The organism is Leclercia sp. LTM14, from assembly GCF_023736175.1.
In the GTDB taxonomy this organism is placed as follows: Bacteria; Pseudomonadota; Gammaproteobacteria; order Enterobacterales; family Enterobacteriaceae; genus Enterobacter; species Enterobacter barmai.
The window spans coordinates 809,660-835,766 of record NZ_JAIKTT010000001.1 but is presented as its reverse complement, the minus strand read 5'-3'; the positions used below and the strand labels follow the sequence as shown (position 1 = coordinate 835,766).

Genomic DNA, 26,107 nt, shown 5'->3' with positions numbered 1-26,107 from the left:
CTGAACGCACCGGCACAGCTCTCTTTGCCACTTTATCTTCCCGACGACGAAACTTTCGCGAGTTTCTGGCCGGGCGATAACCCCTCTTTACTGGCTGCACTGCAAAACGTGCTGCGCCAGGAGCACAGCGGTTACATCTATATCTGGTCGCGCGAAGGCGCGGGACGCAGCCATCTGCTGCACGCTGCCTGTGCCGAGCTTTCCCAGCGCGGGGATGCGGTCGGCTATGTGCCGCTGGATAAACGCACCTGGTTTGTGCCGGAAGTCCTTGATGGGATGGAGCAGCTGTCGCTGGTCTGCATCGACAATATCGAATGCGTGGCGGGGGATGAACTGTGGGAAATGGCGATTTTTGATCTCTATAACCGCATTCTGGAGTCCGGGAAAACCCGGCTGCTGATCACCGGCGATCGTCCTCCGCGTCAGCTGAATCTCGGGCTGGCCGATCTGGCTTCACGACTCGACTGGGGACAAATCTACAAATTACAGCCGCTCTCCGATGAAGATAAGCTGCAGGCTTTGCAGCTGCGGGCGCGGTTACGTGGGTTTGAACTGCCGGAAGACGTGGGGCGTTTTCTGTTAAAACGTCTGGATCGCGAGATGCGTACGCTGTTTATGACCCTCGATCAGCTGGATAAAGCCTCCATCACCGCCCAGCGGAAATTAACCATTCCTTTTGTAAAAGACATCCTCAATCTGTAGGCCCGGCGCACAGGCTACCGGGCCACTTCATGCTTACTTCACAATCTCAAGTACCTGTTCAGGCGGACGACCAATCCGTGCCTGACCGTTCGCCACCACAATCGGGCGCTCAATCAGCTTCGGATTTTCCACCATCGCCTGGATCAGTTGCGCTTCGCTGAGCGCGCTGTCCGCCAGGCCCAGCTCTTTGTAAAGCTCCTCTTTCTGGCGCATTAACTCCCGGGCGCTGGACATCCCCAGTTGGCCAAGCAACGTGCGCAAGGTGTCGGCATCCGGCGGCGTCTCCAGATAGAGCACCACCTGCGGCTCAACGCCGTTATCCTTGAGCAGGTTCAGGGTTTCACGGCTCTTTGAGCAGCGAGGGTTATGGTAGATCGTAACCGCGTCAGACATCTTTTCTCCTTTTACATCTTTTCATACGGGCGATAGCGCTCCTGCAGCTGGCGCAGCTGATCGATGCGGGCATCGTAACGGGCCTGTTGCAGACTGCCGAGTTTTACCTGCGAGCTGGCGCTGCTCAGCAGGGAGATGGCCTGATCCAGGCGTCCGGCAAGGGCAAAACCTTCGGCCCGGGCAGCCAGCTCCTGATCGCGATGGCCAAGCGCGGCTTCTGCCTGGGCCAACAGATCCCAACCGTTAGGGTCATCCTTATTACTGAAGGTGTAGCGGTTGAGGAGCGTGGCGGCGTCCTGCGGCTGTCCACCCTGTAAGTAAGCGTTCGCCAGGTTGAGCTGCAGTACCGGGTTGTTGCGCAGATCGCGGGCACCTTTCAGGCGGTTAATCGCATCCTGGGCTTTTTTCTGCCCTAAATCGATATCGGTCGCGAGATCGAGATACCAGGCGTTCCCTGACTCAGCGGTCAGCAGCGGCTGCAGGTTCTTGCGGGCTTCGTCGTAGTTGCTGGCTTCCATCGCCTGTAGCGCACGCCCATACTGGGCCGCCCGCTGCTCACGGACGTTGCCTTTGTTCAGGGCATCCAGCAGATCGTTGGTCAGCTGGTTACGCCCGGAGTTATACATGCCGAGGGTTCTGACCTTCGCCATGTAGAAATCTTGCGAAGACTGCACCACCACCGGACGCATCTGGTTGGCGCGGTTGCGCGCATCCGAAAGACGGCTTTCCGGCAGCGGGTGGGTGAGCAAAATTTCCGGCGGGCGTGAAGAGTAGCGCGCCTGATCGAGTAATTTTTCGAGGAAGCCCGGCATCGCCTGCGGGTCAAACCCGGAGCGCTGCAGCACCTGAATACCGATGCGGTCGGCTTCCTGTTCGTTTTGCTGGGTAAAGCTGATCATCCCCTGACGGGTTCCCGCCAGAGTACCGGTCAGCGCCGCCATACCCGCCTGCGGGCTGGCCATCGCCAGCAGGATAGAGCCCAGCGCGCCCACCCAGGTGAGCGGGGCGCTGCGCTTCTGATCTTCCATCGCTCGCGCCAGGTGGCGCTGGGTGACGTGGGAGATTTCGTGCGCCATGACCGAGGCCAGCTGGCTTTCGTTATCGGCATAGCGGAATAACGCCGAGTGCAGCACCACGTTGCCGCCGAAGAAGGCGAAGGCGTTGATCTCGTCGTTATTGATTAAATAGAAGTGGAAAGGCGTCTTGACCGAATTCGCATGGGAGACAAGACGCATCCCCAGCGAATTGATGTACTGCACCAGCAGCGGATCGTTAATCAGCGGCGCGCTGCCGCGCAGCTGGCGCACATAGAAGTCGCCCATTTGCATCTCCTGACCAATGGAGAGCGTGCTTCCTGCCGAGGTGCCCATATCCGGCAATGAGTCTGCAGAGTCAGCGAAGGCTGGCATCATCTGGCCAGCGGTCAGCGCAGCGATGAGCGTCGCAACCAACGTTTTTTTCAACTGCCTGAACATAACCTCTGTCCTGTCTGGTGGGTGTGCTAATTTGACCGAAGAACCCGCATATCGTTCATCTGCGGCTGCTCTGCCAGTGTATTCGCGTCAGGGCGATAAGAAAATCCCTCTTTTCAGGCTTTTGCGTTTTGTGACAGAGCACGAAAAAGCGAAAGTCTTTTCATTAACTCTTCGATACAATTCACCCTTTACGTCCAGCCAACATCTTCAGGGAAGGGTTGTATGCTCGAGTTATTAATGCAGTGGTACCGCCGACGCTTTAGCGATCCCGAAGCCATTGCTTTACTGGTTATTCTGGTTGCCGGATTTGGCATCCTCTTCTTCTTTAGCGGGCTGCTGGCACCGCTGCTGGTGGCGATTGTGCTCGCCTATCTGCTGGAGTGGCCTACCGTCCGGCTGGAAAATATTGGCTGCTCCCGCCGCTGGGCCAGCATCATCGTGCTGGTCTTTTTTGTCGGCATATTAATGGTGATGTCCTTTGTGGTTCTGCCTATCGCCTGGCAGCAGGGGATAAACCTGATCCGCGACATGCCGGGGATGCTGAGCAAACTGTCTGACTTTTCCGCCACCCTGCCGCGCCGCTATCCGGCCCTGATGGACGCGGGCATTATTGATGCGATGGCTGAAAACATGCGTACCCGCATCATGACGATGGGGGATACGGTGGTGAAATTCTCCCTCGCGTCGCTGGTGGGCCTGCTGACGCTGGCGGTCTATCTGGTGCTGGTGCCGCTGATGGTCTTCTTCCTGGTTAAAGATAAAGAGCAGATGCTTAACGCGGTGCGTCGCGTTCTGCCGCGTAACCGTGGCCTGGCAGGGCAGGTGTGGAAGGAGATGAACCAGCAGATCACCAATTACATCCGCGGCAAGGTGCTGGAGATGATTGTCGTTGGGGTCGCCACCTGGATTGGTTTCCTGATCTTCGGCCTGAACTACTCCCTGCTGCTGGCGGTACTGGTCGGCTTCTCGGTGCTGATCCCCTATATCGGAGCCTTTGTGGTCACCATTCCGGTGGTGGGCGTGGCGCTGTTCCAGTTTGGGTTGGGTACGGAGTTCTGGAGCTGTTTCGTTGTTTATCTGATCATTCAGGGGCTGGACGGAAATCTGCTGGTGCCGGTGCTGTTCTCGGAAGCGGTGAACCTGCACCCGCTGGTCATTATCCTGTCGGTGGTCATTTTTGGCGGATTATGGGGATTCTGGGGCGTGTTCTTTGCGATCCCGCTGGCAACGCTGATTAAAGCGGTGGTTCACGCATGGCCGGATGTGCCGGCGGTAGAGGAGTAGTTTTTTGCCGGGTGGCGCTACGCTTACCCGGCCTAAGGTTTTGTGCGGGCTGACGCCCTCACCCCGACCCTCTCCCACGTGGAGAGGGAGCAAACACTAAAAACGGCAACTCAGGTTGCCGTTTTGCATTTACCTTCAGGCGTTCGCTTTAACCCATTCCAGCACCACATCATGGTGATTGCTGGTTTTGAAATCATCAAACACGTGTTCGACCTTGCCGTCAGCGTCGATCAGGAAGCTGATGCGGTGAATACCGTCATAGGTTTTACCCATAAAGGTTTTCTCACCCCAGACGCCAAACGCGTTGCAGACCTGGTGATCTTCGTCGGACAGCAGCGTGAAGTTCAGCAGCTCTTTTTCGGCGAAGCGAGACAGTTTTTCCGGCTTGTCGGTGCTGATACCCAGCACTTCAACGCCAGCAGTTTTCAACTCGTCCATGTTATCGCGTAAGCCGCAGGCTTGTACGGTACAGCCTGGGGTCATGGCTTTCGGGTAGAAATAGACCAGTACACGCTGTCCCTGGAAGTCGGTTAAATTTACTTGCTCACCGTCTTGATCGGGCAAGCTAAATTTCGGTGCGATGTCACCGGCTTTCAGTGGATTCATTACTCAACTCCATCCTGTTCATGCTGGGAATAATTGACGACGTTAATACTGCCTTGCGCATTCAGTTCTGTACAGAGGGCTTTGAACGCTTGCTCGATATTTGACGCATCGCGCGACGCCGGGCTGTGCGCGGTGATCTGAATAAACAGTTTAGGCACGGTGCCGACTTCACCCGGCTGAGTACGCGAAACCAGCTCAGCGATATTCATCTGGTGGCTGTCAAACAGGGCGGTAAAGCGTTCGATTAAATGCGGGGAGTCCGTCACTTCCACCTGCACCCATACGGTGGCGGGCAGGGCCGGCTGCGGGCGCGCGGTGGTGCGCTTCATCACGATCAGCAGATCCAACTCTGCGCCTTTTAACGGCAGGGTCGATTCAATTAAGGTGATCGCATTCCACGACCCGGAAAGCAGCATGATGAAGGTAAACTCTTCACCCAGCATCGCCAGGCGGCTGTCTTCGATATTGCAGCCGCAGCTACTGACGTGGCGGGTGATGGTGTTCACAATCCCCGGCCTGTCGGCACCCAGCGCAGTGATAACCAGGTAATGTTGTGATGAGGTTGTCAAACCTGTTCTTCCTTTGCGTGGTTTAGTCTTTCTAAGGAAAGCATAAAAAAAACCGGCATACAATAACCTGGAGGCCTCACGTCGCTTGCTTTTATTACAGCACCAAACGTACCATTGAGGCTCTTGTACGCACAGAGGATGGCCCATGTTCACGGGAAGTATTGTCGCGCTTGTAACACCGATGGATGAGAAAGGTAATGTCTGCCGGTCAAGCCTGAAGAAACTGATTGATTATCATGTCGCCAGCGGAACCTCGGCGATTGTTTCGGTAGGGACTACCGGTGAATCTGCAACGTTGAGCCATGAAGAGCATGGCGAAGTGGTCATGATGACTCTCGAACTGGCTGACGGGCGTATCCCGGTTATCGCCGGTACGGGCGCCAACGCGACCGCGGAAGCCATCAGCCTGACCCAGCGTTTCAACGACAGTGGTGTGGTAGGTTGCCTGACGGTCACGCCATACTACAACCGCCCGACCCAGGAAGGTTTGTTCCAGCATTTCAAAGCCATCGCTGAACATACTGACTTGCCACAAATTCTGTATAATGTGCCGTCGCGCACTGGCTGCGATATGCTGCCAGAAACGGTAGGCCGCCTCGCGAAAGTAAAAAATATTATCGGTATTAAAGAGGCGACCGGGAACTTAAGCCGCGTTCATCAGATCAAAGAGCTGGTTTCAGACGACTTTATTCTGCTGAGTGGCGATGATGCGACCTCGCTGGACTTTATGCAGCTCGGTGGCCACGGCGTGATTTCCGTGACCTCCAACGTTGCAGCCCGCGATATGGCTGAAATGTGTAAACTGGCTGCGGCCGGTCATTTCCATGAAGCGCGCTTGATTAACCAGCGTCTGATGCCGCTGCACAACAAATTATTTGTCGAACCCAATCCGATCCCAGTGAAATGGGCATGTAAGGAGTTGGGACTTGTAGCGACCGATACGCTGCGCCTGCCAATGACCCCGATTACCGACCACGGTCGCGAAACGGTCACGAGCGCGCTTAAGCATGCCGGTCTGCTGTAAAGTTTAGGGAGATTTGATGGCTTACTCAGTACAGAAGTCGCGCCTGGCGAAGGTTGCGGGTGTTTCGCTTGTTATGCTGCTCGCGGCCTGTAGCTCAGATTCACGCTACAAGCGCCAGGTGAGTGGTGACGAATCCTATCTGGATGCCGCGCCGCTTGCTGAACTTCATGCACCTGCTGGCATGATCCTGCCGATTCAGAATGGCGACTACAACATTCCGGTCACCAACGGCAGCGGCGCGGTAGGCAAAGCGCTTGATATTCGTCCGCCAGCACAGCCTCTGGCGCTGGTGAGCGGGGCGCGTACTCAGTTCACTGGCGATACCGCAACGCTGCAGGTTGAAAGCGCGCGTAACGCCACGCTGTGGCCGCAGGTGGTTAGCGTCCTTCAGTCGAAGAACTACGCGATTACTCAGCGCGACGACGCCAGCCAGACGCTGTCGACAGACTGGATCGAATGGAACCGTCTGGACGAAGATCAACAGTACCGTGGACGCTATCAAGTCTCTGTTAAACCTCAGGGTTATCAGCAGGCGGTGGTGGTTAAACTGCTGAACCTGGAGCAGGCGGGCAAACCGGTTGCAGACGCGGCATCCATGCAGCGTTACAGCACCGAACTGCTTAACGTCATTGCTGCGGGGCTCGACAAGAACGCCACCGACGCTGCTAATGCCGCTCAGAGCCGCAATGGCGCGACCTTCGACGTGCAGAGCGCTGCCGACGATACTGGTCTGCCAATGCTGGTGGTGCGTGGCCCGTTCAACCAGGTCTGGCAGCGCCTGCCATCCACCCTTGAGCGCGTCGGCATGAAAGTAACCGACAGCACCCGTTCAACCGGCAGCATGACGCTCACCTACAAGCCGCTGTCTGACAGCAGTTGGGAAGCGCTGGGCGTACGCGATCCGGGACTGTCCTCTGGCGATTACAAACTTCAGGTCGGCGATCTGGATAACCGTAGCAGCCTGCAGTTTATCGATCCGAAAGGCCATACGCTGACCCAGTCGCAGAACGATGCGCTGGTCGCTGTCCTCCAGGCAGCCTTCAGCAAGTAAAAAAAAGGGCTGGTTACTCCAGCCCTTTTAATTTTCGTGCTACGCAAACGTGTGCGTGGCATAATATCTCCAGTTTTGAACACAAATCATCACACCAGGAGTAATGAAGATGCAGAAGCAAGCTGAGTTGTATCGTGGCAAAGCGAAAACCGTATACAGCACGGAAAACCCGGATCTGTTGGTGCTCGAGTTCCGCAATGATACGTCAGCAGGAGATGGCGCGCGCATTGAGCAGTTTGACCGTAAAGGGATGGTGAACAACAAGTTCAACCACTTCATTATGAGCAAGCTGGAAGAAGCGGGCATCCCGACGCAGATGGAAGCGTTGCTGTCCGATACGGAGTGTCTGGTGAAGAAGCTGGATATGGTGCCGGTCGAATGTGTCGTTCGTAACCGCGCCGCGGGCTCCCTGGTGAAGCGTCTGGGTATCGAAGAGGGTATCGAGCTGAATCCGCCGCTGTTCGACCTGTTCCTGAAAAACGACGCCATGCACGATCCGATGGTCAACGAATCTTACTGCGAAACCTTTGGCTGGGTGAGCAAAGAGAACCTGGCGCGCATGCAGGAACTGACCTACAAAGCCAACGACGTGCTGAAGAAGCTGTTTGACGACGCGGGCCTGATCCTGGTCGACTTCAAACTGGAATTCGGACTGTATAAAGGCGAGGTGGTGCTGGGTGATGAATTCTCCCCGGACGGCAGCCGCCTGTGGGACAAAGAGACCCTGGATAAAATGGACAAAGACCGCTTCCGCCAAAGCCTCGGCGGCGTAATCGAAGCGTATGAAGCCGTTGCCCACCGTCTGGGCGTCAATCTCGACTAATCCTGCCTTTTCTGCCAGGGGAGCGAAAGGTCCTCTGGCATCTCACCCCTGTTTCCAGTGGTAATCTTGTCCCGAACCGCCTACGATCTACCTATTATTAGGATGATATTTTTCGAGGTGGTTATGCGTTGGCAAGGACGTCGCGAAAGCGACAATGTAGAAGACAGACGTAGTGGCGGCGGTGGCCCATCCATGGGCGGCCCGGGTTTTCGTTTACCTGGCGGCAAGGGCGGCATCATTATCCTGCTGGTTGTGGTGGTGGCGGGCTACTACGGCGTCGACCTCAGCGGGCTGCTGACCGGGCAACCGATGCAGCAGCAACAGTATCAGTCTCCGCGATCCATCAGCCCGAACGAAGATGAAGCGGCGAAGTTTACCTCGGTGATCCTCGCTACAACGGAAGATACCTGGGGCCAGCTGTTCGACAAAATGGGCCGGACCTACCAGCAGCCGAAGCTGGTGATGTATCGCGGCGCCACGCGCACCGGCTGCGGTACCGGGCAATCGGTGATGGGGCCGTTCTACTGTCCTGCTGATTCTACCGTCTATATCGATCTCTCCTTCTACGATGACATGAAACGCAAACTGGGCGCCGACGGCGACTTTGCCCAGGGCTACGTCATCGCCCATGAAGTGGGTCATCACGTGCAAAAACTGCTCGGGATTGAGCCTAAAGTCCGCCAGCTCCAGCAGAATGCCAGCGAGGAAGAAGTGAACGCCCTGTCAGTGCGCATGGAACTGCAGGCCGACTGCTTTGCCGGCGTCTGGGGCCACAGTATGCAGCAGGAGGGGGTGCTGGAAGCGGGCGATCTGGAAGAGGCACTTAACGCCGCCCACGCCATTGGCGATGACCGTTTGCAAAAGCAAAGTCAGGGTCACGTCGTGCCGGACAGCTTTACCCACGGCACGTCGGAACAGCGCTACAGCTGGTTCAAAAAAGGTTTTGACGGCGGCGATCCGGCGCAATGCAATACCTTCGGCAAGGCAATCTGATCCTCAATGTCAGGGATGAATTTATCAGGCCTGCCTGAACAACTGGCGCGGGAGGGGCACCGGCGGCTGCTGGTGCTGAGCGGAGATGACATCTGGACGCAGCAGCAGGCGCTGCTGCTGAAAGGACACTATCCCGGGGACTGGCTGTGGATTGGCCCTGACGCTCCGCAATTGCCTTCCTGCGCGCCGCAGGCGCTGCATCAACTGCTGGGCCGCGAGTTTCTGCACGCTATCTTCGATGCCCGACAGGGCTTTGACGTCTCGGCGTTTGCCGCCGTGGCGGGCACGCTGCGTGCCGGAAGCGTGCTGGTATTACTCACGCCCGATCTGGCGCGCTGGCCGCAGGAATCCGACCAGGATTCACTGCGCTGGAGCGACAGCCCGGAGCCCATCCCCACGCCGCGTTTTATTCACCGCTTCTGCCGCCACATCCTGCGCGATCCGCTGGTATTACGCTGGCAGCAGGGCGAGCCTTTTAGCTTTACGCCATCCGCACCGGCACCCGCCTGGCACCCGGCCAGCGGCGAACCGCAGAGCGAGCAGGCGGCTGTTCTCGACCAACTCATGACGATGCCCGAAGGCGTCGCCGCCGTGACCGCCCCGCGCGGGCGCGGCAAATCGGCGCTGGCGGGCATGCTGTTGCAGCGCATTGCCGGCAACGCCATTGTCACCGCCCCCGCCAGAGCGGCGACGGAGGTCATTGCCCGCTTTGGCGGCGAGCGCTACCACTTTATAGCCCCGGATGCGCTGCTGGCTTCGGATCTGCACGCCGACTGGCTGATTGTCGATGAGGCGGCAGCCATTCCCGGCCCGCTGCTGGAGCGGCTGGTGACGCGCTTCCCCCGCGTTCTGCTCACCACTACGGTGCAGGGCTACGAAGGCACCGGCCGGGGCTTTTTACTGAAATTCTGCGCCCGTTTTGCCGGGCTGCGTTACTTCACGCTCTCCGCCCCGGTGCGCTGGGCCGCAGGCTGTCCGCTGGAGCGCATTATTGCGGATGTCCTGCTGTTTGATGATGAGCCCGACGACCGCGTTCCGCAGGGCGGAATCAGTTATATGCCGCTGGAGCATGAGGCCTGGAGCCGCGAGCCCGCGCTGCCGACCGCCGTCTACAAACTGCTCTGCGCCGCCCACTACCGAACGTCACCCTTGGATCTGCGGCGCATGATGGATGCCCCCGGGCAGCATTTTGCCGTCGCCCGCGCCGGGGAGAGCGTCTGCGGCGCGCTGTGGCTGGTGGAGGAGGGCGGTCTGAGCCCGACGCTCAGCCAGGCGGTGTGGGCGGGCTACCGGCGTCCGCGCGGCAATCTGGTGGCGCAATCTTTAGCAGCCCACGGCGGCTCACCTCAGGCGGCGACGCTCACCGCCCGACGGGTAACCCGGGTGGCCGTCCATCCTGCCCGCCAGCGTGAAGGCATTGGTCAGGCGCTGGTGGCCAGTAGCCGCCAGCAGGAGAGCCTCGACTACCTTTCCGTCAGCTTCGGCTACACCGACGAGCTGTGGCGCTTCTGGCAGCGCTGTGGATTTGTGCTGGTACGCATGGGAAGTCACCGCGAAGCCAGCAGTGGCTGCTTCACCGCGATGGCGATCCTGCCGCTCAGCGCGGCGGGGCAGGCGCTGTGCCAGCGTGAGCATCATCGGCTGTGCCGCGATGCTGCGGTAATTGAGCGCTGGAACGGTGAAAAGATCCCGGTACAGCCTGCAGGGGAAGCTACCCTTAATGATGATGACTGGCTGGAGCTGGCCGGGTTTGCTTTTGCGCACCGCCCGCTCACCGCGTCGCTCGCCAGTCTGACGCGATTGCTGCACACGATCGATCTGCCGCTCGCCGGCCTGCGGGGCAAAATCGAGCGGGGCATGGATGACAGCGACCTCAGCCAGATATTGGGGCTGAGCGGGCGCAAGGCGTTGCTGAGCTATCTGCGCAGCGAGGCGGGTCAGGCGCTGGCCCAGCTGGACAACCCACGCTGTCAGGAGCTGAAACAGACTGTTTTGCAATGGCAATTTTTTCAATGACTTCATCAGTAAACTGGCATGTTCATTCTGCCTGTCAGGCGTAGAATCCCGCTTATCAATTAAGGAGACTGCCATGAAACATGACCATTTTGTTGTCCAGAGCCCCGATAAACCGGCCAAACAGCTGCTGCTGCTGTTTCATGGCGTCGGCGATAACCCGGTCAATATGGGGCAGATTGGCAGCTGGTTTGCGCCGCTGTTTCCCGACGCTCTGGTGGTCAGCGTGGGCGGTCCTCAGCCGTGCGGCCCGAACGGTCGCCAGTGGTTTTCGGTGCAGGACGTGACCGAAGAGAGCCGTCAGGGGCGGGTGGATGCCATCATGCCGACCTTTGTCGAAACGGTGCGTTACTGGCAGCAGCAGAGCGGGGTGAAGTCAGATGCCACCGCGCTGATTGGTTTTTCTCAGGGCGCGATCATGGCGCTGGAGAGCGTAAAGGCGGAGCCGGGCCTGGTCTCTCGGGTGATTGCTTTCAACGGTCGCTATGCGACCTTGCCCGAGCAGGCGACCACGAAAACCACTATCCATCTGATCCACGGCGGGGAAGATCGCGTGATCGAGCTTTCCCATGCGGTTGCCGCTCAGGAAGCGCTGATCCGCGCAGGGGGCGATGTGACGCTGGATATTGTCGACGATCTGGGCCACGCCATTGACGATCGCAGCGTTCAGTTTGCGCTGGATCACCTGCGGTATACCGTGCCGAAACACTACTTCGATGAAGCGCTCAGCGGCGGCAAGCCGAATGATGACGATATTGTTGAATTCTTTTAGCGGATAACCCTCTCCCCGTCGGGGAGAGGGTGAAGGCGTTACTTTTTCTGGTCTTTCTTCGGCCAGTCGTCTTCATCATCCCACTTGTCATTAAAATCACGGTGGGGAGGGAGTTCAGGTTTGTTGGCGAGGAATTTCTTATGGTCAACGCGCTTGAGATCCTTGATCACGTTCAGCAGCACGCCTACCAGAAAAACCAGTACCAGGATCCACCAGTATTTAGCCAGCCAGTCCATTCGCTTATCCTTCTTTGGGGCAACCGTCAGGCGACGAGCTGCTCCATGATACGTTGATACATACGGGCCAGCAGTTGCAAATCTGCGGCGTTCACGCATTCATTGATTTTATGAATCGTGGCGTTCACCGGCCCAAGTTCGACCACCTGTGCACCCATGCGGGCAATAAAGCGTCCGTCAGAGGTTCCGCCAGTGGTCAGCAGTTGCGGTTTAATTTCATTATAGTGCGCGATAGCGTTAACCACCGCATCCACCAGCTTACCGCGTCCGGTCAGGAACGGCTGGCCGGACAGCCACCAGTCGATGCTGTAGCGCAGCTGGTGTTTCTCCAGCAGGGCCACCACGCGGGCTTTGATCATCTCGTCCGTCAGCTCGGTGCTGAAGCGGAAGTTAAACTGCACAAACAGATCGCCAGGGATAACGTTGTTGCTGCCGGTACCGGCCTGAATGTTGGCAATCTGCATGCTGGTTGGCGGGAAATAGTCGTTGCCCTTATCCCATTCGATCCCGACCAGCTCGTTGAGCATCGGGGCGGCGCGATGTACCGGGTTATCGGCCAGATGCGGATAGGCCACATGACCCTGCACGCCGTGAATGGTCAGGTTACAGGTGATGGAGCCGCGACGGCCATTTTTGACCACGTCACCCACCACTTCGGTGCTGGACGGCTCGCCCACCAGGCAGTAATCCAGACGTTCGTTGCGCGCCATCAGCGTTTCAACCACCTTCACGGTGCCGTTTTTAGCGCTGGCCTCTTCATCAGAGGTGATCAAGAACGCCAGACGGCCTTTATGGTTCGGGTATTGCGCCACGAAACGTTCGGCGGCAACCACCATCGCCGCCAGGGAGCCTTTCATGTCCGCCGCGCCGCGGCCAAACAGCATGCCGTCGCGGATGGTCGGTTCGAAAGGCGGATTGATCCAGCGGTCGGCATCCCCGGCTGGCACCACATCGGTATGGCCGGCAAACGCCAGTGTTTCACCCTGACCGCGCCAGGCCCAGAAATTTTGCGTGTCGCCAAAATCCATCGGTTCGACGGTAAAACCAATCGCCCGCAGGCGTTCGATCATCAGAGCCTGACAACCCGCATCATCGGGGCTCAGGGAAGGGCGGCGAATAAGCTGCTGAGTCAGCTCAATGACCGGGCATGACATAGACTACACCTCAATAAAATAGGTTTGGTATTGATTTTCGTTGAAACCCAGCAGCATAGGCTTACCGGGCGCCCAGAGCAATGGGCGTTTGATGATTGCTGGCATTTCAAGCATTAACGCCGCGGCGCTGTCCGCATTGTTGATGCTGGCGCGCAGGGATTCATCCAGTTTACGCCAGGTGGTGCCGCGGGTGTTCAGCAGGGCTTCCCAGCCGAGCTCGGCGATGAATTTCTGCATCAAATCAGCATCAAGGCCGTCAGCGCGATAGTCGTGAAAACGGTAGTCAACGTTGTTCTGCTCCAGCCAGCGGCGGGCTTTTTTAATGGTGTCGCAATTTTTGATGCCGTACAGGGTGGTCATGGTGAATCCTTTTGTCTTAAAAGTGGGCAGTTGCTCAGTATTTTCGATGATTAAAGGTTTGCGGAAATATAACACATTTGTTTTATTACATTATTGAATATTCAACTGCGGCATAAAAAGTGCACAGGTCATGAATATTATTTCATCTTTATCGCATAGAAGTCCAACGGCGAAAAAGTTTAGTAAGAATAGGGAGTAAATAAACATCTCACCCTCGATCAAGGTTATTTCAAAATATTGCAGTTGGTCACATAAAATTTATGGAGAAGGACCCATATTATCTACAAGCCAGTCGTACCAACGGGGGTAGAGCAGTACCACTGATTAAAAAGTCTTCACAATGATGATATATTCTCGTAGAATGGCCCATAATAATAAGAGAGGTAGTTATGATTGAACGTGAACTGGGGAACTGGAAAGATTTTATCGAAGGCATGCTTCGTAATGACATTCAGCAAGAATTGCAAGAGCACTTAATTAGTTAATAACAATAGTGTGAAAATAAACACACAAAAAAGGCGTCCGGTAAGGACGCCTTTTTTATTTTCAGTAGCTTATTTCTGTCGTTCCTTTAACGGGAAACGTCGACGCACCAGAACAAAGAACAGCGGCACGAAGTAAATGGCGAGGATCGTCGCCGAGATCATCCCGCCCATCACCCCGGTACCCACCGCATGCTGGCTGCTGGACCCCGCACCGGAGCTGGTTGCCATCGGCAGCACGCCAAAGACGAACGCCAGGGAGGTCATCAGAATAGGCCGCAGACGCTGGCGACAGGCTTCGAGGGTCGCGGCCATCAGGTCGTGACCTTTTTCATTCATCTCGTTGGCGAACTCGACAATCAGAATGGCGTTCTTCGCCGACAGGCCGATGACCGTTAACAGCCCCACCTGGAAGTAGACGTCATTTTCCAGGCCGCGCATCCAGGTGGCGAGCAGAGCGCCGATCACCCCCAGCGGAACCACCAGCATTACCGAGAACGGCACCGACCAGCTCTCATACAGCGCGGCCAGACACAGGAACACCACCAGCAGCGACAGGGCATACAATGCCGGAGCCTGGGCACCCGAGAGGCGCTCCTGATAGGACATGGCGGTCCACTCGAGGCCAAACCCGGCAGGCAGCTGCTGCACCAGATTTTCCATCGTATCCATGGCGGTACCGGTGCTGACGCCCGGCGCGGCTTCCCCGACAATCTCTACCGCAGCGTAGCCGTTATAGCGCTCCAGACGCGGTGAACCGGTCTCCCAGCGCGAGGTGGCAAAGGCCGAGAAGGGCACCATGCCGCCGTCTTTATTGCGCACATACCACAGGTTGATATCGTCCGGCAGCATGCGGTATTTAGCCGCCGACTGGACATAGACCTTCTTCACGCGGCCACGATCCATAAAGTCGTTCACGTAGCTTGAGCCCCACGCGGTTTGCAGGGTGTCGTTGATGTCGTCGATGGAGACGCCCAGCGCCTGCGCTTTGCGCTGATCGATATCGATTTGCAGCTGCGGGCTGTCGTCCAGACCGTTGTGGCGCACGCGGGTCAGGGAAGGCTCTTCCCCGGCCAGCTCCAGCAGCCGGTCGCGGGCGGCCATCAGGGCGTCATGACCGGCTCCGGCGTGATCCTGCAGCTCCATGTCAAAGCCTGCCGAGCTGCCGAGCCCGCTGATGGCCGGAGGGCTGCTGGCAAAGACCCGCGCCTCTTTAATGTGGCTGAAGGCTTTAGTGGCGCGCTCGATAATGGCGAACGAGCTCCCGGTTTTGGCATCACGCTCATCCCAGTCTTTCAGGCGGACAAACATACGCGCCACGTTCTGCCCGTTCCCGCCGGGGCCGGAGCCCACGGTGGCAAAGACCGACAGCACGTTGTCTTTCTCTTTGTTAAAGAAGTACGACTCCACCTGCTGCACCACCTTCAGGGTCTGCTGTTGGGTCGAGCCGCTCGGTAGCTGTACCGAGGTGATAAACATGCCCCGGTCTTCCAGCGGCAGGAACGAGGTGGGCAGGCGCAGGAACATAAAGACCATGCCCCCCAGCAGCAGAACGTAGATCAGCATCCAGCGCAGGCTGCGTTGCAGGATCCGCCCCACGCCCGCTTCGTAGCGCGCTGCGTTGCGGTTAAACATGCGGTTGAACCAGCCGAAGAACCCCTTCTGACCGTGCTGCTCGCCCTTATGCAGCGGCTTAAGCAGGGTGGCGCACAGCGCCGGGGTGAGGATCATCGCCACCAGCACCGACAGCACCATCGCCGCAACGATGGTTATTGAGAACTGGCGGTAGATCGCCCCGGTGGTGCCGCCGAAGAAGGCCATCGGCACAAAGACCGCCGACAGCACCATGGCGATACCCACCAGCGCGCCCTGGATCTGCTTCATCGATTTCCGTGTGGCTTCACGGGGCGAGAGTCCCTCTTCGCTCATGATACGTTCGACGTTCTCCACCACCACGATGGCGTCATCCACCAGCAGGCCTATCGCCAGCACCATCGCGAACATGGTGAGGGTGTTAATGCTGTAGCCAAAGGCGTAGAGCACCGTGAAGGTGCCCATCAACACCACCGGGACGGCGATGGTCGGGATCAACGTTGCGCGGAAGTTTTGCAGGAACAGATACATCACCAGGAATACCAGGGCGATGGCTTCCAGCAGGGTTTTCACCACATCTTCAATGGAGGCCTTCACGAACGAGGTGGTCTCGTAGGCGATTTTGTATTCCAGCCCGTGGGGGAAATAGTGCGACAGCTCATCGAGACGGTCGATCACCAGCTCCGCGGTGGCCATCTCGTTAGCGCCGGAGGCCAGCTTAACGCCCAGCCCGGAGGCCGCTTTGCCGTTAAAGCGGCTCAGGTAATCGTACTTCTCGGCCCCCATCTCCACGGTGGCGACATCCCCCAGACGCACCTCGGATCCATCCTGATTGACGCGCAGGGTGATATCGCGGAACTGCTGCGGGGTTTGTAACAGCGACTGGGAGTTGATGGTGGCGTTCAGCGCCTGCTTGTCCACGGACGGTGTTCCGCCCAGCTGGCCCACCGCAATCTGCGCGTTCTGTGATTCGATGGCGTCGGTGACGTCTTTCGCGGTCATCTGGAAGCTGTTGAGCTTCGCCGGGTCGAGCCAGATACGCATCGAGTATTGCGACCCGTAGGCGTCGATATCCCCCACGCCGTTGATACGGCTCAGCGGATCCTGAATATTACTGGCGACATAGTCGGCGATATCCTGCTTATCCATTGAGCCGTCAGTGGAGACAAACGCAATGGTCAGGATGTTGGTATCGCCGGTTTTACGCACCGTCACGCCCTGATTCTGTACCGCCTGCGGCAGCTTACGCATGGCCGACTGCAGCTGGTTCTGCACCTGTTGCACCGCTTCATCCGGGTCGGCGCCCGCGGTAAAGCTCAGGGTTATCGACGCCTGGCCGGTGGCGCTGCTCTGGGACGACATGTACATCAGGTTGTCGAGGCCCGTCATGTTCTGCTCAATCACCTGGGTGACGGTGTTCTCCAGGGTTTGCGCGGATGCTCCCGGATAGTTGGCCGTGATCCGCACGTTAGGCGGAGCCAGATCGGGATACTGCTCAACGGGAAGGGAAAAAATAGCCAGCGTGCCGGTCAGACACAACAGAATTGCCAGCACCCAGGCAAAAATGGGGCGATCGATGAAAAAATTCGCCATTAAAGTAGGACCTCGTTTTGCTGCGCGTCGTAATGGTTTATAGCCCGCATAACTCTAGCGGTAAGGGGGATGTCAAACGTGGAGAAATAAAGGAGATAATGTAAATTATCATGCGCTTTCTCCGCGCCATCGCCCGTTGTGCAGCGGTGAGTATTGTTCATCCGCGCGGCTGAAAGATGACTCCCCGCCTGTTTTTACCGTTATTTACCCTCGATGGTAGTTGAAGATCGAAAGTTGACGCTGACCTGGGTACCGCCGTCCGGCGGCTGCGAGAAGCTCAGGGTTCCCCCAGGCGTTCGGCGCGCTCGCGCATAATGTTCAGGCCGTAGTGACCCGGCGGCTCGCTGGCATCGCCAATCCCGATGCCGTTATCGCAGATCGTCACCCTGTGGCTGCCGTCCGGGTCGGTGACGCAGCTGACCGTAATCTCGCTGGCCTGCGCATGCTTGATGGCGTTCAGCACCGCCTCCCGGACAATCTGCAGCAGGTGCACCTGCATCTGCGCATCCAGCGCCAGCGACGAAAGCTGGCAGTCGAGGCTCAGCCGGGCGGCGGTCTGTTTTTGTAAATCCTCCAGCGTCTCCTGCAGCGCGGCCGGCAGATTGGCCTGGTTCAGCGTCAGGCGGAAGGTGGTGAGCAGTTCACGCAGCTGGCGGTAGGCGGCATTCAGCGCCCGGGAGAAATCGGTGATGATCGCCTGCGCCGTTTCGTTCTCCTCCGGCACCGCATGTTTGAGCAGCGTCAGCTGGATACGCAGATAAGAGAGCATCTGCGCCAGGGAATCATGCAGCTCGCGGGCGATGGTGGCGCGCTCCTCCATCAGCAGCAGCTGGTGATAGTGCTTCTGCGCCTGGTTGGAAAACAGGCCCCGGCCAAGCATCGTCGCGACGCTCTTCATCAGCGGCACCGGAACGGCGCGCTGTTCGCTTTGCCAGCGCAGTTCGCCGAAGCGGGTCTCCAGCATCACCACCGGCAGCACCTGGGTGTCGAGATGCGCTGCGGCTTCGCCCTCCTGCATCTGCCAGCCGTCGCTGGTGTGCAGGGCCAGATAATTTATCCCGGTATATTCGCAGACTATGTGCAGGATGTTGCGGAAGCAGTGGCTGTCTATCTTGCCGGTATTCAGCGCCTGGGAGCAGGTAAACAGCATCTCCAGCTGCTGGTGGGCTTCGTGCAGATGGTGCGTCTTCTCCTCAACCGAACTCTCCAGCGAGCGGTACAGGCTGTGCAGTTCCGTCGACATATGATTGAAGGTGCGGGAGAGCAGGCCAAGCTCGTTGGGCAGATCGGTATCCGGCACCGGGGTATCAAAGTGGCCTTGCTCGATTTGCAGGCTGGAGGTCACCAGGTGATTGAGCGGGGCGACCACCTGCCGGCGGATCCGGCGCAGGGTGATAAACACCAGCAGGAAAATACCCGTCCCGCCCGCCAGGGAGATGGCGAACACCAGCCGGATCTTGTGTTCGGCGTAGTGCTGCAGGGAGAGAACAAAAGCGTCGATACGCGCCACGTATGCGTCCATCTGGCCCTGATACCAGACGTAATCACCCTGAGCGAGTTTCTGATCCACCGCCTGCCATGAGATCTGCAGCTGGCGATAGCGCTCCTTTACCTCGTCCGGCACATACCAGCTTTTCAGGGTGAGCAGGGCAGGGGCGTTGAGGGTTTGCTGCCAGATTTTGCGATGCGGCAGCAGGTCGACGCTGCCCCGCTGGATATCGTATCCCAGGCGATAGCTCTGCATTCGCAACGAGCCGGCCAGGTTGATCGCCTCGGCATCACGCTGCCCGCTGGCGAGGGTAAACAGCGCGATGGCGCTGGTCAGCAGAGAGAGGGCGATGATGGAGAAAAAGGCCCGGGCAAGGCTGCGTGAAACAGGTTGTTTAACTCTCACTAATCGCGTCCTGATAAGCCTTGTCTTAAAGGAATGAAACGTAATTTCACTCGTGATGAAATTAATTGATCTGACACAGGTTCAGGCGAAATATTTCCCGTTCCTGGGCAAATGAACATTGCCTGTTACCGTTGCGGTGGGTAAATACACTATTCCATTAAAAGAATAAGGTTATCAGAGCCTGCAAGGGAATCGTCATGAACCGTTTTATTATGGCAAATAGCCAGCAATGTATTGGATGCTATGCCTGCGAGGTCGCTTGCGTCATGGCACATAATAATGAGCAACACGTCCTCAGCCAGCGCCAGTTTACCCCTCGCATCACGGTGGTGAAAGAGGGCAGTAAGCGTAGCGCCGTCACCTGCCATCACTGTGAAAACGCCCCTTGTATGCAGAGCTGCCCGAACGGGGCCATCAGCCGGGTGGATGCCAGCGTGCAGGTGGAGGGACACAAATGTATCGGCTGTAAAGCCTGCGTGGTTGCCTGCCCGTTTGGCACCATGGAGATCGTCACCACGCCCCTTGCGGCCACTGCCCAGAAGTGCGATCTCTGCCCTGAACGCCCGCAGGGCCCCGCCTGCGTGGAGAGTTGCCCGGCAGATGCCCTGTCGCTGGTCACCCCCGAAAACCTGAACCAGCTGGCTCGTGCCAGGCGACTGCGCACCGCGCGGCAAGAGGCCCAGCCGTGGCAGACCCGGTCGGCGAGCGTGAGCAAAACCTTTAGCAAACGCGAGCAGATGAACGCGCTGCCAGCGCGCGGCGAGCCGGATAAGCTCACCCCCGAAGCGCGGGCGGGTAATTTTGACGAAATCTATCTGCCGTTCCGCCCGGCGCAGGCGCAGCGGGAGGCAGACCGCTGCCTGAAGTGTGGCGAGCATTCGATCTGCGAATGGACCTGCCCGCTGCACAACCATATTCCCCAGTGGATCGAGCGGGTAAAAGCGGGGGATATCGACGCTGCGGTAGAGTTATCCCATCAGACCAACTGCCTGCCGGAAATCACGGGCCGGGTCTGCCCGCAGGACAAACTCTGCGAAGGGGCCTGCACGGTGCGCGACGTGGCCGGGTCGGTGACCATCGGCAACATCGAGCGCTATATTTCGGATCAGGCGCTGGCCAAAGGCTGGCGGCCGGATCTGAGCCAGGTCGCGCCGGTCAATAAAAAGGTGGCGATTATCGGGGCCGGACCTGCCGGGCTGGCCTGCGCCGACGCGTTGATCCGCCGCGGGATCGGCGTCACGGTATTTGACCGTCATCCGGAAATCGGCGGCCTGCTCACCTTCGGCATTCCGGCCTTTAAGCTGGATAAATCCCTGCTGGCCCGCCGCCGGGAGATCTTCACCGCCATGGGCATCCGCTTTGAGCTCAACTGCGAGGTGGGCAAAGACATCCGGCTTACGCAGTTGCTCAGCGATTACGACGCCCTGTTTGTCGGCGTGGGCACCTACCGCTCGATGAAAGCGGGCATTCCTCATGAGGATGCCCCGGGGGTCTACGATGCCTTGCCGTTCCTGGTGGGCAATACCCGCCAGCTGATGGGACTGCCGTCATCAGCGGATGAACCCTTTGTTGATACCGCCGGGCTGAACGTGGTGGTGCTGGGGGGCGGCGATACGGCGATGGACTGCGTGCGTACCGCCCTGCGTCACGGGGCGGCAAACGTCACCTGCGCCTATCGCCGGGATGAAGCCAACATGCCGGGCTCGAAGAAAGAGGTTAAGAACGCTAAAGAAGAAGGCGCGACTTTTGAATTCAACGTCCAGCCGGTGGAGTTGACCCTTGATGATAATGGCCGGGTAAACGGCATCCGCCTGCTGCGCACCCGACTGGGTGAACCCGACGCCCAGGGCCGCCGCCGTCCGGTGCCGGTTGAGGGTAGCGAGTTTGTCATGCCTGCCGATGCGGTGATTATGGCCTTCGGCTTTAACCCCCATGCGATGCCCTGGCTGCAGGCGCAGGGTGTGGAGGTGGATGACTGGGGGCGGATTGCCGCCAGCATCGAATCACGCTACCGCTATCAGACCAGCAACCCGCAGATCTTTGCCGGTGGCGACGCGGTGCGCGGCGCCGACCTGGTGGTGACGGCGATGGCCGAAGGGCGACATGCCGCCCAGGGGATCGCCGACTGGCTTGGAGTCGTCCATTAACCCGACGGGCGACAATGCGGGCTTCGCAGCGTAGTATGACCGGCATGATGCGCAACGGAGCCCGTATTACCGTGAAAATTGAACTAATTAAAGACAAGTGCCTTTCGGATAACTATTTCATCCTGCGTAACCTTACCTACGACCTGACGCGGCGTAACGGCGAAGTGGTACGCCACAAACGCGAAGTTTACGATCGCGGCAACGGTGCCACGGTCCTGCTCTATAACCGTGAGAAGAAGAGCGTGGTGCTGATCCGCCAGTTCCGCATCGCCACCTGGGTGAACGGCAACCCCGACGGACGCCTGATTGAAGCCTGCGCCGGGCTGCTGGACAACGACGAGCCGGAAGTATGCATTCGCAAAGAGGCGGTTGAAGAGACCGGCTTTGTGGTCGGCGAGGCGCGTAAAGTGTTTGAGCTCTATATGTCCCCGGGCGGAGTAACAGAGATCGTCCATTTCTTCGTGGCGGAATACAGCGACGCCCGGCGCGCCGGGGAGGGCGGCGGGATTGAAGATGAAGAGATTGAGGTGCTGGAACTGCCCTTCGTTCAGGCACTTGCGATGATACAATCGGGTGAAATACGGGACGGCAAAACGGTGATATTATTGCAATATTTGCAAAGTTCCGGGTTAATGGCTTGATCTTATTACCGTTAATAAGATGTATTTTATATAAATCTATCCGATAAATCTGATTGAGCTACCCCGTTATGAGCAGGAAGATACGGTCTGTCTGTCCAGTCATTGCTTCCGGGATCCTGCTATTCATGCGTCACTGCCTTTTACTTGTTTTCATGCTCAGCGTGCTGCCTGCGTCTTTGGCCCGGGCGGCACCTGCACAGCAGTCGTTCACTGACTGGCAGGTGACCTGCAATAACCAGAACTTTTGCATCGCGCGCAACACCGGCGAGCACAACGGGCTGGTGATGACCTTAAGCCGCAGCGCCGGGGCGAAAACCGATGCGGTGCTGCGTATCGATCTCGGTGGGCTGGAAACGCCCGATCCTAAACAGCCCGCCATCGCGCCCCGCTTGCTGCTTGACGGCGAGCCCTTGCGCCTCGATCCCCCGCACTGGAAAATTACCCCGTGGCGCTTGACCACTGACCATGCCGCCACCATTACCGCCCTGTTGACCACCCTGCAGCAAAAAAGGGCCATCACCCTTGCCGACGGCAAGCAGACGATCTCTCTGGATGGGCTGAAAGAGGCGCTGCAGTTTATCGACGCCCAGCAAAAGCGTGGCGGGAGTGAAACAGCGTGGATCAACAAAGGCGCGCAGCCGCCGCTGAGCGTGCCGCCCGCACCTGCGCTGAAAGAGGTGGCCGTGGTGAACCCGACCCCGACGCCGCTTACCCGCGAGGAGCGCAGCGATCTACTGGACTATGGCACCTGGCGCATCAATAACAGCCAGTGTTCCCTCGACCCGGCGCGTCGTGAAGTGCGGGTCACCGCCTTAACGGATGACAAAGCGCTGCTGATAGTCAGCTGCGAGGCGGGGGCATACAACACCGTCGATTTAGCCTGGCTGGTCTCGCGTAAAAAGCCGTTCGCTTCACACGTGGTGCGCCTGCGCCTGCCTTTTGTGCCGTCGAGCGACAGCAGCGAGATGGAGTTAATGAACGCCAGTTTTGATGAGAAGAGCCGCGAGCTGACCACCCTGGCGCTGGGCCGGGGCATTGCAGACTGCGGTATCCAGACGCGCTGGCGTTTTAGCGGGCAGCGCTTCCGTCTGGTGCGCTATGCCGAAGAGCCAAGCTGCGATAACTGGCATGGCCCGGATTCATGGCCGACGCTGTGGATTACGCGTTAAAAAGCCGGGTGGCGCTGCGCTTACCCGGCCTACGAAATGACGTTGACCTTGTAGGCCCGGCAAGCATAGCGCCGCCGGGCGAGGCACTTAAAGCAAATTCTGCGCCTTCTCTACCACGTTCTCCACGGTAAAGCCGAAGAACGGGAACAGCTTGTCGGCCGGAGCGGATTCACCGTAGCCGGTCATCCCGACGATTGCCCCCTTCAGCCCGACGTACTTGTACCAGTAATCCGCGATCCCCGCTTCAACGGCCACACGCGCCGTCACGTCTGAAGGCAGCACCGACTCGCGGTAGGCTTCATCCTGGGCATCAAAGATATCCGTGGAAGGCAGCGACACCACCCGCACCGCATGGCCTTCGGCGGTGAGTTTCTCGGCCGCCTTGACGGTGATCTCCATCTCCGAACCGGTGGCAATCAAAATCACGTCCGGCTTGCCGCCGCTGTCTTTGAGGATATACCCCCCGCGGGCAATGTTTTTCACCTGCTCCGGGGTACGTTCGATCTGCGCCAGGTTCTGACGGGAGAGGATCAGCGCCGTCGGGCCGTTATGACGTTCCACCGCCAGCTTCCAGCCCACCGCTGCTTCGACCTGATCGCAAGGACGCCAGGTGCTGAAGTTCGGCGTCAGACGCAGGCTGGCCAGCTGTTCCACCGCCTGGTGAGTCGGGCCATCTTCCCCGAGACCAATGGAGTCGTGGGTATAGACCATGATCTGCCGGGCCTTCATCAGCGCCGCCATACGCGCGGCGTTACGCGCATACTCCACGAACATCAGGAAGGTGGCGGTATAAGGTACAAACCCGCCGTGATGGGCGATACCGTTGGCAATGGCGGTCATCCCGAACTCGCGCACCCCGTAGTGAATGTAGTTCCCGGCAAGATCCTCTTTGATCGAGGTGGAACCCGACCAGATCGTCAGGTTACTGGGCGCCAGGTCCGCCGAGCCGCCCAGCAGCTCCGGCAGGCTCGGGCCGATGGCGTTAAGGACGTTTTGCGACGCCTTACGGGTGGCGATTTTCGCCGGGTTAGCCTGTAGATTCTCAATCAGCGCCTGGGTGGTCTCTTCCCAGTCCTCAGGCAGGCCGCCGCTCATGCGACGGCTGAACTCAGCGGCCAGCTCCGGGTGCGCCTTCTGGTAGGCCGCGAATTTGTCGTTCCACTCTTTCTGGGCTTTTTCGCCCGCCTCGCGGGCATCCCAGGCCTGGTAGATCTCTTTTGGCACTTCGAAGGCCGGGTATTTCCAGCCCAGCTTCTGCCGGGTCAGGGCCACTTCCTCTTCGCCCAGCGCCGCGCCGTGGGCCTCTTCCTTCCCGGCTTTGTTCGGGGAACCAAATCCGATGACCGTACGACAGATAATCAGCGACGGTTTGTCCGTCACGCTTTGCGCTTCCTGAATAGCCGCTTTCAGCGCCTCGGGATCGTGGCCGTCAATCTCATGCACCACGTGCCAGTGGTAGGCTTCAAAGCGTTTGGCGGTGTCGTCGGTGAACCAGCCCTCGGTTTCGCCGTCAATGGAGATGCCGTTGTGATCGTAGAAACCAATCAGCTTGCCCAGACCCAGCGTGCCCGCCAGAGAGCAGACCTCGTGAGAGATCCCCTCCATCAGACAGCCGTCGCCCATAAACACATAAGTATGGTGATCGACAATTTCATGTCCCGGCTGGTTAAACTGCGCCGCCAGCGTGCGCTCGGCAATCGCCAGCCCAACCGCATTCGCCAGCCCCTGACCGAGTGGCCCGGTGGTGGTTTCGACGCCTGGCGTATACCCCAGCTCCGGGTGTCCCGGCGTTTTCGAGTGCAGCTGACGGAAATTTTTCAGCTCTTCCAGCGGCAGGTTATAGCCGGAGAGATGCAGCAGGCTGTAGAGCAGCATCGAGGCGTGACCGTTAGAGAGAATAAAGCGGTCGCGGTCGTACCACGTCGGGTCGTTGGGGTTATGTTTCAGGAAGTCGTTCCACAACACTTCGGCGATATCGGCCATGCCCATAGGTGCGCCTGGATGGCCGGAATTGGCTTTTTGCACGGCATCCATGCTGAGGGCGCGAATGGCATTGGCTAACTCTTTACGGGACATAGTTCACTCCATGGCAAGGTTACAGTTTGGCGGCGAGCAGATCTTCAAGTTTGCGTTGGTCGACCGCGAAAAGACGGATCCCTTCTGACAGCTTCTCGACCGCCATGGCGTCCTGATTATGCTCCCAGCGGAATTCGGCTTCGGTCATGGGTTTTGGTTTTGGCAGCACCGTCGAGGACGGCACCAGGCGGCGGATAACCGGCTCATCTTTGTCCTGCAGCTCTTTCAGCAGGTTAGGGGAGATGGTCAGGCGGTCGCAGCCGGTGAGGGCGAGGATCTGCTCGGTGCGGCGGAAGCTGGCACCCATCACGATGGTTTCATAGCGGTGTTGCTTGTAGTAATCGTAGATATTACGAACGGATTTCACGCCGGGATCTTCTTCCACCACGTAAGGGTCCATCGGCTGGCGGGCCTGATACCAGTCATAGATACGCCCGACGAACGGGGAAACCAGATGCACACCGGCTTCGGCGCAGGCGCGTGCCTGAGCGAAGGAGAACAGCAGGGTAAGGTTGCAGTTGATCCCCTCTTTTTCCAGCACTTCGGCGGCGCGGATCCCCTCCCAGGTGGAGGCCAACTTGATCAGAATGCGCGACTTCTCGACATCCTGCGCCTCGTAGAGCTGCACCAGGTGCCGCGCTTTGGCGATGCTTTTCTCCTGGTCAAAGGAGAGGCGGGCGTCCACTTCGGTGGAGACGCGCCCCGGAATGCTTTTCAGAATTTCGCTACCAATATTCACCGCCAGCTTGTCGCTGGCCTCGGCAACCTGTTGTTCTTTGGTTTTACCGCGTCCTTTACCGTACGCGATGGCGTCGTCAATCAGGTGCGAGAAGTGCGCCAGGCCGGCGGCTTTCAGCAGCAGCGACGGGTTGGTGGTCGCATCCTGGGGCTGGTAGTGGCGGATGGATTCGATATCACCACTGTCTGCAACGACCGTGGTGAATTGTTTGATGCCGTCTAGTTGGTTCATAAATGATTACTCCTTATAAATAAAAGAGTTGATGGAGTGCTTAGAAACACACTTCTGTGAATTTCGCGACGTACTTAACAAAAAAGC

The 26,107-nt window shown here is 58.3% G+C and carries 21 protein-coding genes and 2 pseudogenes; 12 read left to right on the top strand and 11 right to left on the bottom strand.

The annotated features are described in order from the left end of the window. On the top strand, positions 1–702 hold the full coding sequence (locus K5I40_RS03935; protein WP_071886429.1) for a DnaA inactivator Hda: 702 nt from the start codon (positions 1–3) through the stop codon (positions 700–702). 33 nt (positions 703–735) lie between these two features. On the opposite strand, the gene arsC is transcribed toward K5I40_RS03935, so the two are convergent. Both arsC and bepA read right to left on the bottom strand, forming a co-directional pair. After that, positions 736–1,095: an arsenate reductase (glutaredoxin) gene (gene arsC, locus K5I40_RS03930; RefSeq protein WP_039029690.1), complete on the bottom strand. Its 360-nt coding sequence runs from the start codon at positions 1,093–1,095 to the stop codon at positions 736–738. Between the two features lie 11 nt (positions 1,096–1,106). Continuing rightward, positions 1,107–2,570, bottom strand: coding sequence for a beta-barrel assembly-enhancing protease (bepA, locus tag K5I40_RS03925; RefSeq protein WP_223073665.1), 1,464 nt, complete (start codon positions 2,568–2,570; stop codon positions 1,107–1,109). A gap of 222 nt (positions 2,571–2,792) precedes the next feature. Between bepA and K5I40_RS03920 the strand changes: the two genes are divergently transcribed. Then, positions 2,793–3,854, top strand: coding sequence for an AI-2E family transporter (locus K5I40_RS03920; protein ID WP_138369778.1), 1,062 nt, complete (start codon positions 2,793–2,795; stop codon positions 3,852–3,854). Between the two features lie 135 nt (positions 3,855–3,989). On the opposite strand, the gene bcp is transcribed toward K5I40_RS03920, so the two are convergent. Together bcp and K5I40_RS03910 are read right to left on the bottom strand one after the other, a co-directional pair. Then, a complete protein-coding gene (gene bcp, locus K5I40_RS03915; protein WP_039029687.1) occupies positions 3,990–4,460 on the bottom strand; it encodes a thioredoxin-dependent thiol peroxidase in 471 nt (156 codons plus the stop codon). Continuing rightward, a complete protein-coding gene (locus K5I40_RS03910; protein WP_039029686.1) occupies positions 4,460–5,029 on the bottom strand; it encodes a glycine cleavage system transcriptional repressor in 570 nt (189 codons plus the stop codon). Before K5I40_RS03910 ends, bcp begins: the two co-directional genes overlap by 1 nt. A gap of 145 nt (positions 5,030–5,174) precedes the next feature. Between K5I40_RS03910 and dapA the strand changes: the two genes are divergently transcribed. From dapA to ypfH, 6 genes are all read left to right on the top strand, one after another. Next, the gene (gene dapA / locus K5I40_RS03905) at positions 5,175–6,053 is read left to right on the top strand and encodes a 4-hydroxy-tetrahydrodipicolinate synthase (protein WP_138369780.1); all 879 of its coding nucleotides are present in this window, start codon (positions 5,175–5,177) and stop codon (positions 6,051–6,053) included. Between the two features lie 16 nt (positions 6,054–6,069). After that, a complete protein-coding gene (gene bamC, locus K5I40_RS03900; RefSeq protein WP_223073666.1) occupies positions 6,070–7,104 on the top strand; it encodes an outer membrane protein assembly factor BamC in 1,035 nt (344 codons plus the stop codon). A gap of 109 nt (positions 7,105–7,213) precedes the next feature. After that, positions 7,214–7,927, top strand: coding sequence for a phosphoribosylaminoimidazolesuccinocarboxamide synthase (gene purC / locus K5I40_RS03895; protein ID WP_139563344.1), 714 nt, complete (start codon positions 7,214–7,216; stop codon positions 7,925–7,927). A gap of 123 nt (positions 7,928–8,050) precedes the next feature. Then, complete coding sequence (locus K5I40_RS03890) at positions 8,051–8,920, top strand: neutral zinc metallopeptidase (RefSeq protein ID WP_223073667.1); 870 nt, start codon at positions 8,051–8,053, stop codon at positions 8,918–8,920. Between the two features lie 15 nt (positions 8,921–8,935). Next, entirely contained in the window at positions 8,936–10,936 is a 2,001-nt protein-coding gene (locus K5I40_RS03885) for a tRNA(Met) cytidine acetyltransferase TmcA (RefSeq protein WP_286011590.1), read from the top strand. A gap of 73 nt (positions 10,937–11,009) precedes the next feature. After that, on the top strand, positions 11,010–11,705 hold the full coding sequence (gene ypfH, locus K5I40_RS03880; RefSeq protein WP_039029680.1) for an esterase: 696 nt from the start codon (positions 11,010–11,012) through the stop codon (positions 11,703–11,705). A 38-nt stretch (positions 11,706–11,743) separates the two neighbouring features. Here ypfH and K5I40_RS03875 read toward each other — a convergent pair whose 3' ends face one another. From K5I40_RS03875 to K5I40_RS03865, 3 genes are read right to left on the bottom strand one after another with little or no spacing between them, the layout of a single operon-like run. After that, positions 11,744–11,941, bottom strand: coding sequence for a YpfN family protein (locus K5I40_RS03875; protein WP_039029679.1), 198 nt, complete (start codon positions 11,939–11,941; stop codon positions 11,744–11,746). A 26-nt stretch (positions 11,942–11,967) separates the two neighbouring features. Next, entirely contained in the window at positions 11,968–13,095 is a 1,128-nt protein-coding gene (gene dapE / locus K5I40_RS03870; RefSeq protein ID WP_039029678.1) for a succinyl-diaminopimelate desuccinylase, read from the bottom strand. Positions 13,096–13,098: 3 nt separating this feature from the next. After that, positions 13,099–13,455 (bottom strand): ArsC family reductase, encoded by a 357-nt coding sequence (locus K5I40_RS03865; RefSeq protein WP_039029677.1) that lies wholly within the window; start codon positions 13,453–13,455, stop codon positions 13,099–13,101. Positions 13,456–13,844: 389 nt separating this feature from the next. Between K5I40_RS03865 and ypfM the strand changes: the two are divergent. Beyond that, positions 13,845–13,898 (top strand): annotated as a pseudogene (gene ypfM / locus K5I40_RS03860) (protein YpfM); the annotation flags it as partial. Positions 13,899–14,009: 111 nt separating this feature from the next. On the opposite strand, the gene acrD reads toward ypfM, so the two are convergent. Next, entirely contained in the window at positions 14,010–17,123 is a 3,114-nt protein-coding gene (gene acrD, locus K5I40_RS03855) for a multidrug efflux RND transporter permease AcrD (RefSeq protein WP_138369784.1), read from the bottom strand. A gap of 200 nt (positions 17,124–17,323) precedes the next feature. Further along, positions 17,324–19,017 (bottom strand): annotated as a pseudogene (gene narQ, locus K5I40_RS03850) (nitrate/nitrite two-component system sensor histidine kinase NarQ). Positions 19,018–19,214: 197 nt separating this feature from the next. Between narQ and aegA the strand changes: the two are divergent. The 3 genes from aegA to K5I40_RS03835 all read left to right on the top strand — a co-directional run bounded on the left by aegA (position 19,215) and on the right by K5I40_RS03835 (position 22,974). Then, the gene (gene aegA, locus K5I40_RS03845; protein ID WP_223073670.1) at positions 19,215–21,164 is read left to right on the top strand and encodes a formate-dependent uric acid utilization protein AegA; all 1,950 of its coding nucleotides are present in this window, start codon (positions 19,215–19,217) and stop codon (positions 21,162–21,164) included. Positions 21,165–21,229: 65 nt separating this feature from the next. Next, positions 21,230–21,805: a GDP-mannose pyrophosphatase NudK gene (gene nudK / locus K5I40_RS03840; protein WP_039029780.1), complete on the top strand. Its 576-nt coding sequence runs from the start codon at positions 21,230–21,232 to the stop codon at positions 21,803–21,805. Positions 21,806–21,930: 125 nt separating this feature from the next. After that, a complete protein-coding gene (locus tag K5I40_RS03835; RefSeq protein ID WP_138369787.1) occupies positions 21,931–22,974 on the top strand; it encodes a DUF1176 domain-containing protein in 1,044 nt (347 codons plus the stop codon). A gap of 87 nt (positions 22,975–23,061) precedes the next feature. On the opposite strand, the gene tkt is transcribed toward K5I40_RS03835, so the two are convergent. Together tkt and tal are read right to left on the bottom strand one after the other, a co-directional pair. Beyond that, a complete protein-coding gene (gene tkt, locus K5I40_RS03830; protein WP_039029672.1) occupies positions 23,062–25,050 on the bottom strand; it encodes a transketolase in 1,989 nt (662 codons plus the stop codon). A gap of 19 nt (positions 25,051–25,069) precedes the next feature. Continuing rightward, complete coding sequence (gene tal, locus K5I40_RS03825) at positions 25,070–26,020, bottom strand: transaldolase (protein WP_039029671.1); 951 nt, start codon at positions 26,018–26,020, stop codon at positions 25,070–25,072. Between the last annotated feature and the right edge of the window lie 87 nt (positions 26,021–26,107).